Raw genomic sequence first — 11,674 nt, forward strand, 5'->3', positions numbered from 1 at the left:
ATTTGGGGGCTTATGTGTCTGCTCGCGCTATTCGGTGCCCTCGATGAAATCCCGGGGCTTCTTGCCGGACTGCATCAACTCGGCCCGCCGCGCCTGCACATCCGATGCCGCGCCGACCATATTCGTCAGGATGTGGCTGACCTGCAGGTGCACCCGCATGCCCATCAACTCCCAGGCCCGCTTGACGTTGCTCTTCACCGCCATCAGCGTCGTCAGCGGGATCTGCGCGATCTTGCGGGCCATCTCCTCGACCGTCGCCTCGAGGTCTTCCCGCGGCACCACCCGGTTGAGCAGGCCCCACTCGAGGGCCTGCTGCGCGGACAGCGTCGGCGCCAGCAGCAGCCAGTCCATGGTGCGGTGCCAATTCATCAGCAGCCACGGCTCGATCATCGTGTGCCCGCCGGGCTCGCCGAGGCTCTGAGCGAGTGGCATCTGGAAATACGCGTCCTCGGAGGCCACGCAGAAGTCGGTCAGCAGGCCCAGGTAGATGCCGCCGCCCATACAGTAACCGTGGATCTGCGAAATCGTCGGCTTCGGGAATTCCCACAGGTACAGCGTCGGCCACAGGAACAGGTCGGCGGTGCCCTTGTACAGGTCCTCGAAGGTGTCGCCGAAGTCCGGGTAGGGGTTCTCGTCCGGGCCCCAGCGGGCCACGTGGCCACCGCAGAAGCCCTTGCCGTTGGCCTTGAGGATCACGACTTTGATCTCTTTGTCGCGGTCGGCCTCGTGCAGGCAGTCGTCGACTTCGGTGACCAGGACCGCGTCCTTGGTGTTGGCTTTGTCGACCCGGTTCAGGATGATCCGCGCTATCGGCGGTTCGCGCTCGTAGATGACCGCCTCGAGCTCACGTCGCTCCATGCCGGTGACATTACCTTCACGGCCCCGTTCACAGCGACCGGCTGATGATTTCCTTCATGATTTCGCTTGTGCCACCGTAGATCTTGTTGACCCGCGCGGCCGCGTACGCGCGCGCGATGGGGTATTCCATCATGTAGCCGTAGCCGCCGAAGAACTGGACGCACCGGTCGACCACCGCGACCGCCTTGTCCGCGGCGACGAGCTTGGCCATCGACGCCGTGGCCGGGTCGTTGTTGCCGTCGATGTAATGCTGGACGCAGTAGTCGACGGTGGTCTTGATAGACAGCGTTTCGGCCTTCAATTCGGCGAGCTGAAACCTGTTGTGCTGAAAGTCGATCAGTGGCCGCCCGAACGCCTCGCGTTGCTTGGTGTAGCGGATCGCTTCCAGCACTGCGGCTTCGGCCATGCCGGCGCAGGCCGCGGCGATGATCAGCCGTTCGCGTGCCAGCTGTTCCATCAGCTGATAGAAGCCCAGCCCTTCGCGGTCGCCGAGCAGGTTCGCCGCGGGAACCCGCATGTCGGAGAAGAACAACTCGCGGGTGTCCTGCCCGTGCTGGCCCACCTTCTCCAGCACCCGCCCGCGCTCGAAACCTCGCAGGTTGCTGTCGGTTTCCGCGACGATCAACGAGGTGCCCGCCGCGCCCCGGTCGGGATCCGTTTTCACGACGACGACCAGCAGGTCGCAGTGGGTGCCGTTGGAAATGAAGGTCTTTGACCCGTTGATCACGTAGTGCGAGCCGTCGCGCACGGCAGTGGTGCGCACCGCCTGCAGATCCGAGCCGGTCCCCGGTTCGGTCATGGCGATCGCCAGCACGGCATCGCCGCTGATGATGCGGGGCAGCCACCGCCGCTTCTGCTCGTCGCTGCCGTAGCTGTTGATGTAGTGCGCCACGATCGGCGAGTGCACGATCCACCCGGACGCGGTGTCATTCGCGAGGGACAGTTCCTCGGCGACGACGGCCGAGTAGCCGAAGTCGCCGGCGGCACCCCCGTATTCCTCGGGCAGGTCCAGACCGAGCAGTCCGGCGCTGCCGAGCTTGTTCCAGAACTCGCGGTCGACGTGGTGCTGCGCCGCCCACCGTTCCTGGTGGGGTGTCGACTCCTTGCGCAGGAATTCGGCGGCGTGCTTGCGCAGTTCGCGATGTTGCTCGGTCTCCCAGCTGGCCCGGTAGGTCGCAAACAGCTCGGACATGGTTGCCTCCCCTCCCGATGCACGATACAAATGTATAGTTTCCCGGTCAACTGCACCGCAGAGGGAGGTAGGCGTGGCCCATCCGCGGGCGACGAACGAGGACCTGACGGCCAAGGCCCGAATCCGCAACGCGGCGCTGGACCTCTACGCGAAGTTCGGCGAAGACAGGGTTTCGCTGCGCGCCGTCGCGGCGGAGGCGGGCGTCACGCTCGGTCTTGTCCAGCACCACTTCAAGACAAAGGCCGGCCTCCGCGACGCGGTCGATCAGCTCGTCGTGGACCATTTCGCGCGGGCCATCGCCGACGTTCCGCCGCACGGCGGCCGCGGGCGGTTGGCAGCCGCCCGAGATACGGCGGTACGGCGCATGCTCGTCGAGAATCCCCCGGTGGTCAACTACATTCGGCGCTCGGTCCTGGAATCGTCCGACGATCGCAAGCACCTCCTGGACGTTCTGATCGACCTCACCCGCAACGAGATCGGCGTGCTGCGTGACGCCAAACTCGCCTCCACCCGACGCCGGGAATCGACCCAGGTCGTCGCGGTACTGGTGCGACAGCTGGGTGAACTGCTGCTAGAGCCGCTGGTCGATGCGACGTGGGATCGCGTCGCCGGGCCGAATGACGGCCCGAAGCCCCGGCTTTCGGTGCAGGTCAAGAGTGGGTGAGACGGCGCGCGAGCAGCCAGGCTTGACCGTCGCCCTCGCCGGCGCCGATCGCGGCGAATTCGGCGAACGCGGTGGGTAACTCGCCGGGCTTGGCGCGAAACGGCCCTGGGGTGGCGCCGACCTCGCTGAGCACGGCGATGGCCAATACCCCGCCCGGAGTTAGGCGTTCGGCGATGGGCCGGTATAGGCGGGGATCCCGGAATCTGTGGCACAGGATGGCATCGACCTGCGGGCCGTCGGGCAGCCCGTCGTCGAGGTCGCAGACCTCGAACCGGCAGCGGTCGCCAACGCCACTGCGCCGGGCCAGATCTCGTGCCTGGTCGATCGCGACCGTGGAAACGTCCAGCCCCAGCACGGACAGGCCCCGCCGGGCCAGCCACATCGCTCCATGCCCTTGCCCGCAGGCGAGATCCAGCGCCGTTCCGACGGTAGGGAATACATCTGCGTAGGACGCGAATACAGCTGGTGGCGAAACGGAATCACCGGATGCCGCTCCCACGCTCTCATACCGCTCATCCCAGCGGTGCCGGTCCTCTTGTGTCACATGCCCTTAGCCGTTCTGCGCAATATCTGCGCGCGGATGCCCGACGACAACAATAGGTGGCCGGGGCGGCGCGGGTTCGCCTATTTACGCGCCTGACCGCTGTCAGAGTTCAGCAAGGGGCGAGGATCTCCCCACCGCTCCCCGATCGCCCGGATCGGATCAGCGAAGTCGCCGGGTATCGCACGATACGGCGATTTCCGACGCAGATACCAGCGCAGGATCGGCGCCACCGGACGCAGCAGCCACCGCCGCCAGCCGACCTTCGCCCGGGTCTCCGCCAACATCTCCGGAAGCGAATGACGCTGGAAGGCAAGGATATTCTGCGCGTGGTCGGTGTCCATCCAATCGGTGGCGTACCACGCCAGGTCGTCGTCCGGATCGCCGGGCCGTCCCGGAGGCAGCCCGCCCACCAGGCCCATGGCGTCCGTGGACGCGGCGCCGATGTCGGCCTGTCTGATGCGGTGGGTCGCGTCGCCGCCGATCAGGAAGACTTCGCGGGTCTCGTCGGTGACCGTCGCTGCGCAGAACGCGTGAGCGACGTCCCGTACGTCAACGGTGTTGATGCGACCGTCGGACGGCAGTACCGCTTCGAAAAAGATCAAGTCGGGGTCGATCTTCCAGCGTGGTTCGGCGGTCAGCACGCCGCCGAGCCGCAAGATGACCCATTCCAGGTCCGAGCTCGTCACGTGCTTCTCGGCCAGCGCCTTGTGCACGCCGTAGAGCTCGGTGGGCCGGACCGGTGTCGAGGCGGTCAGCGGCGCGTCCGTGTGGTGGGGGTTGCGCGCCCCGTACACCGCGATGCTCGAGGCCTGCACGAATCGCGGCGGAGTCGCCATCGCGGAGGCGGCCTCGACCAAAGTCGCAGTGGCGTCGACGTTGACCTTGCGGGCGAGTTCACCGCGCGCGTAACAGAACGGCGGAATGAGGGCGGCCAGGTGGATGATGGCAGAGGGCGCAACGCTTTCCAGCAATGCGCCAACGTCTGCGGACGATGTCAGATCCGCCCACCGCACCTCGACGCCGGGCAGCGCGGTGAACACCCGCGTCCGTTTGCGGTTGGCGGGAACCTCCAGGTCGGTCGCCACGACCCGACGGCCCTGAGCGGCCAGTTCGGCCACGACCGCGGAGCCCACCAAGCCGAACGCCCCGGTGACGAGTACCCGATCAACGGTCACGGCAGATCCCCCGAATTTTTCTGGACAGATGTCTGTATTTGTTACGAGAGTAGTCACGTCATGGGTGGCCGGGCAAGCCTCAGCGGGGCCGGCTGAGCTGTGGACTGCCGCTAATTGCCTGCTCAAGACGTATTTTGGAATTGCTTGTCGAGCGTGAACTTTGTTTCCTAGACTGGACGGGTGTCTAGAGATGCAGCTTCCGAGGCGGTTCCGGCCGACGGTGTCCCCGCCGCGGGGCGCCGATCAGACCGGCGGCCGGGGCAGACGATCCGAAAGGTCCTGGACGCTGGACTGGAAGAGCTGCGCGAATCGTCCTACGCCAACCTGACGATGCGTGCCGTCGCGGCCCGCGCCGGGGTCTCGCCGGCGAGCGCCTACACCTACTTTCCTTCGAAGAGTGCGCTGGTCGCCGCGGTCTACCTGCGCTTCCTGCGGGATCTTCCGCTGCACACCGACGTCAACGACACCACCAAGACCCGGGTCAGCGCCACCATGCGGGACATGGCACTCGTCGTTGCCGACGAGCCGGAGTTGACCGCCGGGTGCGGTGCGGCCCTGATGGCCGACGACCCGGCCGTCACGCCACTGCGCCAACAGATCGGCGACGAAGTGGCGCGGCGGATCGGCGCCGCGCTCGGACCGGGCTGGCCACACGCGGTGCAGGCCACGCTGCTGATGACGTTCGCCGGCGCGCTGATGACCGCTCGATTCGTCAGTTACGACGAGATCGCCGGGCAACTCGACGAGGCGGTCCATCTGATCCTGGGAGCCTCCGTCGCGTGAGCCGGGTCAGTGAGCACGGCCTGCGGGTACGCCGCTCTCGGATTAGAATTGGGGGCCGTGACAATCGGCTGGGCCAAGGCAGCGATTGCCTCGGGTAGCGCCGCGGCGGCGTTAGTGTTCGGCCTCGGTCAAGGCACTGCGCCGGCCGCCTCGACCGGCCCGCCTCCCGACCCGGGCAGGCCATCCGTCGGTGACGCCCCGGTACGCCCCCTGCGCGGAGGCTGCATCATCGGCCTGAACTGCGGGCCGGTGTCACACGGACCCTCTCCCGGTTCGCACCGGCATCCGAAACACCCCTAGCAGTCGGGGTTTCGCGCCGCCTCCTGCACCAGCTGGACACGGGAGGCGATGCCGAGTTTGGTGTAGGCGTGACTGAGGTGAGCCTGCACGGTTCGCGGTGACACGAACAGGCGGGTCGCAATCTCCTTATTGGCCAACCCTTCACAGGCCAGTCGCGCGACGTCGCGCTCGGCCGGCGTCAGCGACCCCCAGCCACTCGCCGGTCGCCTGCGTTCTCCCCGGCCGCGCTGCGCGTAGGCGATCGCGTCCTTCACTGGCAGCGTCGCTCCCTCGGCCCACATAGCGTCAAAGGCAGCCTCTTCCATCCCTTCTCGCAGCTGCGCCACCGACGAGTTATACGCGTCCTCGTGAATCTTGAAACGCACCAGGCCCATGCGCTGTCGAAGCCCCCCGGCCGCACCGTAGAGGCGTGCGGCCCCAGGGTGGTTGCCTGCTCGGACAGCCAGTCCGGCAAGGCATTCGAGAATATCGGGTACGTGTAGGTAGAGCCCTTTGCCGGCGGCGAGCGCCAGTGCGTCATGCGCATCCCGTTCGCTTTCGTCGGACCGGCCCTCCGCGATCGCGATGCGGGCGCGTACCGCCAGGACCGCTACCCGATGCCAGCCCACCGCGAACTCGAGCGCTTCGTCGGCCCACTCCCGGGCCGTCGCGAGATCGCCACGCGCCAAGGCGACTTCGATCAAATTGAACGCACGCTGTGCGATAGCGACCTGGGGTTGGCCATTGTATAAACCCTCGAAGGCCGCCTCCCCGCTGATTTCTGCGGCGTCGAGGTCACCGGCGGCCATACTGGCTTGCGCCGCCTGGGCGTGGGCTATGCCCAGGAAATACTCGCTCAGATCGGTGGCCACGGCCAAGGCGGTCTGGGCGACCGAACTGGCTGCGTCCAATTCACCGTGATACGCCAGCGACAGCCCCAGGCCCATCGATGCGCTTGCCCCGTAAACCTCGTCGTGAGCCTCCTCGGATTCGGCTACCACCGCGCGGAATTCGGCGATCGCCCCCGCGAGGTTGCCTTGCAGCAGCTGTGCATAGCCGATGCCGATCCGGCTCTGCCGGGAGCAGGAGCGGTCGCCGATGGCATCGGCGATATCCCGTCCCTGCCTGCCCGCGTCGCCGGACGCGATCGGATCGCCCGTGGTCAACGCGCTATTGGACTGCCATGCGAGGATTTGGCTGATAGTCCACCGATCGTCCACCACCCGAGCCAATTCCATCGCCTCGGCGTGGCAGGCGCTGGCCGTTTCGGCGTCGTAGTGGGCACCTGCGATCAACCCGTACGCCGAGAGAGCGCGGGCGAGCAGCGCGGGATCTTCGAGTTTGCGGGCGAACTCCACCGCGCGCTGGGCGCGGTCCACCGGACCGCCGATGTGCATGTTGAGTACGGCGTCATCGGAGAGTGCTCGTGCGTACACCGCCGGTGCGATGTCGATGTGCTCGTCCAAGTCAGCCCGGATGGTGTGGAACCAGGCGAGCCCCTCCAGGATGCGGCCACGCGACATCCACACCGGCTGCAGCGACGAAGCCAGCGCCAAAGCCCGCTCGGTGTCGTGGTTTTCCAGGTTCCAACCCAACGCGTTGCGCAGGTTGTCCATTTCGACCTCGACTTGCTCGAGTCTCTGCTCGTAGTCGGTGCGCGCGGGGGCGTCCAACAGCGCCGCAACTGACGTGTAGTGGTCACGATGGCGCGCACGCACGGCATCCGCCTCACCGGATTCACCGAGCTTCTCCAGCGCATACTGACGCATCGTCTCCAATAGCCGATATCGGGTCCGACCACTCGTCTCGTCCGCCACCACCAGCGATTTGTCGACGAGCAGCGACAACTGATCCAGTATCTGATATCGCTCGATCTCATCGCCACCGCACACGAATTGTGCTGCTGCCAAATCGAATCCGCCGTAGAACACGGCCAGCCGCCGGAACAGTATCCGTTCCGTCTCGGTCAGCAGCGCGTGCGACCAATCCACCGACGCGCGCAGCGTCTGCTGGCGACGCACCGCGGTGCGTGAACCGCCCGTCAGCAACCGGAAGCGGTCATACAGGCTGTCGACGATCTCGGTCAACGACAACGCCCGCACCCGCGCGGCCGCAAGCTCGATCGCCAACGGCATGCCGTCCAGCCGCCGGCAGATCTCCCCGACGGCCTTCGCGTTGCCGTCGGTGACAGCGAAGTCCGGCCGCGCCAGCCGGGCGCGTTCGGCGAACAGCTCGACGGCCTCGTCGGCTATCGACAGCGACGGCACCTGCCAGGTCGCCTCGCCCCCAATATTGACCGGCTCACGGCTGGTGGCCAGCACGGTCACGCGCGGTGCCGCTCCCAGCAGTTCGGCGAGCAGCGTCGCGCAGGCGTCCAACAGGTGCTCACAGTTGTCCAGCACGATCAGCAGGTGCCGGTCGCGTGCAAACCGCAGCAACGTGTCCATTGTGGAGCGGCCCGGCTGGTCGGGCAGGCCCACTGCTCTGGCCACCGTCAGCGGTACCACCTCGGCCGCGGTAATCGGTGCCAGGTCGACGTACCACACGCCGTCGCCGAATTCGTTCGCCACGGACGAGGCCACCCGCACGGCCAGGCGGGTCTTGCCGACCCCGCCGGTCCCGGTCAGGGTGACGAGCCGGTTTCCGGTCAAAGCGGCGCGCACGCTTGCGATTTCGGCTTGACGCCCGACAAAGCTGGTGAGCTGAGCCGGAAGATTATGTGCGGCAACGCCGCTCGATACCCGCAGCGGTGGGAAGTCATTGCGCAGATCGGGATGACACAGCTGCACCACCCGCTGGGGGCGGGCCAGGTCGCGCAGCGGATGGGCGCCCAGGTCGGTCAGCCAGGCGTCGTCGGGCAACGAGTCGACGACGAGGTCGTCCGTCGTGCCCGACAGCACGGTCTGCCCGCCATGCGCGAGGTCACGCAGCCGCGCAGTCCTGTTGATGGTGGGGCCGACGTAGTTGGTCGGATCTTGGGGGTCGCGCAACCGCACTTCGCCGGTGTGGATTCCGATGCGCAAGCGGATGGGCGCCAGCGGCGCCCGCTGTAGGTCCAGGGCACAGGCCACCGCGTCGGATGCCCGGCCGAATGCGATCACGAAGCTGTCGCCCTCGCCCTGTTCTACTGGGCGCACGCCCTCGTGGGCGGTGGCCGCCGCACACAGCGCCTGGTCCAGACGCGCCACTGCGGCGGCCATCACCTCGGGCTGGGTCTCCCAAAGCCGCGTCGAGCCCTCGACGTCGGCAAGCAGCAGCGTGACTGTTCCGGTCGGCAGCCCGCTCGGTAGCTCGCTCACGCCCGCCTCGTTCCACTCCGTGGTGCTCATGCTAGCCAGCATCGCGTGACGCAGATCGCAGAACATTGGCCAAATGGCGGATAGTTTGCGTCGCACCCTGCCCGCCTACGCATCGTCGGGTGCCGCGCAAATCGGCAGATTGGCCGATGGTTCCGCACCGCAACCGCCGGATATTCGGTTCGTGACCGTCTTCGACCTCCCCCTGCCGCCGATCGCGTACCACGAATCGCGCGATCCCGACGAGATCCACCGCCTGATCGGGCGCGCGCGCCACGAGTCGCCCATTGCTATGGGGCCGTACGGACCCGAGGTGCTGACCTACGACCTCGCCCGCACCGTGCTGCGAGACCCGCGCTTCGTCATGCCGCAAGGGATCGGCCTGGTGGTGCAGGGCATCACCTCGGGGCCTGTCTGGGACAAGGTGTGCAAGCTGCTGATCAGCCTGAATGGCGCCGAACACCGGCGGTTGCGCCGGCTGGTGTCCCGGGCGTTCACCCCGCGGGCCGCCGCCCGGCTGCGCGGCGCGTGCACCACTGTCATCACCGCGCTGGTGGACGGGCACGCCGCCGCCGGGCGTTGCGACATCGTCACCGATATCGCGCAGCCGTACCCGGTACCGATCATCTGCGAGCTGCTGGGTGCACCCCGGAAGGACTGGCAACTGTTCGCAACCTGGGCGGGCGACATCAGCAAAGCGTTCGGAGCGCATGTCGCCGAGGAGCAATCGGCCATCCTGCGGGCGTGGGGGCAACTCGAGACCTATGTGGCGGAGCTGATCGAACGCCGGCGCGGATCCCTGTCCGACGACCTCATCTCCGAGCTCATTCGCGCCGAGGACCCGACACTTCCGGGCGACCGGCTGACCCACGACGAACTCGTCAACCTGGTCGCCATCCTGCTCAACGCCGGCACCGACACCACCCGCAACCAGTTGGCCGCCGCCGTCCAGGTGCTGTGCGAGCATCCCAGCCAGTGGGCGCTACTCGCCGAACATCCCGAGCTGGCGCCGCAGGCCGTCGAGGAACTGATCCGCCACTCCCCGACCGTCTTCAGCGCGCTGCGCGTCGCTGCCGAGGACGTCGTGCTCGACCGCGTCCTGATGCCGGCGGGCACGTGCGTCATCGCGAATACGGCGTCGGCCAACCGCGACGAAACGGTATTCGAGCACCCCGACCGGCTGGACATCACTCGTCAGGGCGCGCCGGGCATGCTGACACTGGGCGGCGGCGTCCACTACTGCCTGGGAGCGCACCTGGCCCGGGTCGAACTCGTCGAGGCGTTGCGGGTGATCACTCAGCGCCTGCCCAATGCCCGGCGTGACGGCCCGGCACCCTGGAAGTTGCCCACCGAACTGTCCGGCCCGACAACGCTTCCCATCGCTTTCGATGCCTGAGAACGGACCCGGTGGCGGCATAGGCGCCGACGAGCACATCCGGCGGCGCCGAACCCGACCGGGCTATCGAAACACCTTGTTGTCGAAGGCGTTCGCATCTGCTCTGCTCAGGTTCGATAATCCTCAACGGGCGATGGTTAAGGGGTTATCCGAAGGAGGAAGCGGACGTGGTCGGTATCGGACAGGCGGCGATGAACGCGGCACCCGTTTTCGGCGGCGCGATGCTGGCCTTCGCGGCCGGACAATTTCGGGGCGGAGACTTTCGGGGGATGATCAAGCAGGACATGGACCTGCTGGATCGGCTCCCCGCGGATGCCACGGAAAGACGCGCCAATCTGCAGCGCTCGATCGACGACCGCATCGACGACCTGATCGACGCCGCCGACAAGGGACGCGCGATGCGCAAGGCGGCGACGTCGTACCACGGCAATTGGCGCGACGTCGTGCTATTTCTGTGCACCGTGCTCTTCACGATCGTGTGGTGGAACGTCAAACACGATCGGGCGAACTGGCTGCCGACGTTCATTGTGCTGATCGTGTTGTCGGTGGTCGCCGCGGGCTACGCGGTCCGGGGCGCGATTCACTCGGCGCTTTCGCTGGCGCAACACAGGCGCCACGGTCCCGCGAGTCCGAAGTAGACCCTCGCTGCCGGCGAATGTGACAGCATTGTGGCGTGGGTCACTACCCCATTCCACGCGTCCTGGGTTGTGCGATCGCGCCGGCGTGGGTTCTGCTCGCCGCGCCCGTCCCCGCCGCGTCGGCGGAACCGTGTCCCGACGTCGAAGTGGTGTTCGCCCGCGGTACCACCGAGGCCCCTGGGCTCGGCGACGTCGGCGAACCATTCGTCGATGCATTGCGCTCGCGGCTCGGCGCACGGTCGCTCGGTGTGTATGCAGTCGACTATCCGGCCAGCACCGACTTTCCCACCGCGATGGACGGAATCATCGACGCCGGAACCCATGTCGAGGCGATGGCGGCGAACTGCCCGAAGACCAGCATGGTGCTCGGCGGCTACTCCCAGGGCGCGGCGGTGATGGGCTTCGTCACCGTGGACCGGGTGCCGGAGGGAGCGCACGCCGTGGACATCCCGGACCCGATGCCACCAGGTGTGGCCGAGCACGTCGCCGCGGTCGCGCTGTTCGGAAAGCCCTCGGAGCGGTTCATGGACACCATCCACCAGCCGCCGATCACCGTCGGCCCGCTGTACGCCGCCAAAACCATCGAGCTGTGCGTTCCCAACGATGCGGTGTGCTCCGGCGCGGGCGACTTCTCCGCGCACAGCCAGTATGTGGAGGCCGGAATGGTCGAGCAGGCCGCCGACTTCGCCGCGAGCCGGCTGCCGGCCGTCCCGCCCCCGGCAGCACCGCCGCCCCCGGCAGCACCCGTTTTGCCGCCGCCGGCGCCGCTACCTGTAGTCGCGCCACCGGAGCCGCATCTTCCCGGCCCGCCGCACGCTCCCGGCGAACTCCCGGTCGAGCAATAACTTC

10 protein-coding genes are annotated in these 11,674 nt (G+C 67.2%); 5 read left to right on the plus strand and 5 right to left on the minus strand.

Going from position 1 to position 11,674, the window contains the following annotated elements; genetic code table 11:
• Positions 1-27: 27 nt before the first annotated feature.
• Both AC5Y5V_RS22170 and AC5Y5V_RS22175 read right to left on the minus strand, forming a co-directional pair.
• Positions 28-858, minus strand: a complete 831-nt coding sequence (locus AC5Y5V_RS22170; protein WP_499939986.1) for an enoyl-CoA hydratase-related protein — start codon at positions 856-858, stop codon at positions 28-30.
• A 28-nt stretch (positions 859-886) separates the two neighbouring features.
• On the minus strand, positions 887-2,050 hold the full coding sequence (locus tag AC5Y5V_RS22175) for an acyl-CoA dehydrogenase family protein (RefSeq protein ID WP_499939988.1): 1,164 nt from the start codon (positions 2,048-2,050) through the stop codon (positions 887-889).
• Between the two features lie 73 nt (positions 2,051-2,123).
• Between AC5Y5V_RS22175 and AC5Y5V_RS22180 the strand changes: the two genes are divergently transcribed.
• Positions 2,124-2,714, plus strand: coding sequence for a TetR/AcrR family transcriptional regulator (locus AC5Y5V_RS22180; RefSeq protein ID WP_499939990.1), 591 nt, complete (start codon positions 2,124-2,126; stop codon positions 2,712-2,714).
• Here AC5Y5V_RS22180 and AC5Y5V_RS22185 read toward each other — a convergent pair.
• Both AC5Y5V_RS22185 and AC5Y5V_RS22190 read right to left on the minus strand, forming a co-directional pair.
• Positions 2,701-3,258 carry a class I SAM-dependent methyltransferase gene (locus tag AC5Y5V_RS22185; protein WP_499939993.1) on the minus strand — a complete coding sequence of 186 codons (558 nt, stop codon included), beginning with the start codon at positions 3,256-3,258 and terminating at the stop codon, positions 2,701-2,703. The two genes, AC5Y5V_RS22180 and AC5Y5V_RS22185, sit on opposite strands and share 14 nt — an antisense overlap.
• A gap of 80 nt (positions 3,259-3,338) precedes the next feature.
• On the minus strand, positions 3,339-4,433 hold the full coding sequence (locus AC5Y5V_RS22190; RefSeq protein ID WP_499939995.1) for an NAD-dependent epimerase/dehydratase family protein: 1,095 nt from the start codon (positions 4,431-4,433) through the stop codon (positions 3,339-3,341).
• Between the two features lie 180 nt (positions 4,434-4,613).
• Here AC5Y5V_RS22190 and AC5Y5V_RS22195 point away from each other — a divergent pair, with 180 nt between their 5' ends.
• Complete coding sequence (locus AC5Y5V_RS22195; RefSeq protein WP_499939997.1) at positions 4,614-5,216, plus strand: TetR/AcrR family transcriptional regulator; 603 nt, start codon at positions 4,614-4,616, stop codon at positions 5,214-5,216.
• A 296-nt stretch (positions 5,217-5,512) separates the two neighbouring features.
• Here the strand turns inward: AC5Y5V_RS22195 and AC5Y5V_RS22200 are convergent, their stop codons facing one another.
• Positions 5,513-8,824 (minus strand): helix-turn-helix transcriptional regulator, encoded by a 3,312-nt coding sequence (locus AC5Y5V_RS22200; RefSeq protein WP_499939999.1) that lies wholly within the window; start codon positions 8,822-8,824, stop codon positions 5,513-5,515.
• Positions 8,825-8,975: 151 nt separating this feature from the next.
• Between AC5Y5V_RS22200 and AC5Y5V_RS22205 the strand changes: the two genes are divergently transcribed.
• The 3 genes from AC5Y5V_RS22205 (at position 8,976) to AC5Y5V_RS22215 (ending at position 11,670) form a co-directional block, all read left to right on the plus strand.
• Positions 8,976-10,187, plus strand: coding sequence for a cytochrome P450 (locus AC5Y5V_RS22205; protein ID WP_499940001.1), 1,212 nt, complete (start codon positions 8,976-8,978; stop codon positions 10,185-10,187).
• A gap of 191 nt (positions 10,188-10,378) precedes the next feature.
• Entirely contained in the window at positions 10,379-10,825 is a 447-nt protein-coding gene (locus AC5Y5V_RS22210) for a hypothetical protein (protein WP_499940137.1), read from the plus strand.
• A 35-nt stretch (positions 10,826-10,860) separates the two neighbouring features.
• Positions 10,861-11,670 carry a cutinase family protein gene (locus AC5Y5V_RS22215; RefSeq protein ID WP_499940005.1) on the plus strand — a complete coding sequence of 270 codons (810 nt, stop codon included), beginning with the start codon at positions 10,861-10,863 and terminating at the stop codon, positions 11,668-11,670.
• Positions 11,671-11,674 lie beyond the last annotated feature (4 nt).

The sequence above is a fragment of the Mycobacterium sp. NGS68 genome, assembly GCF_059812195.1.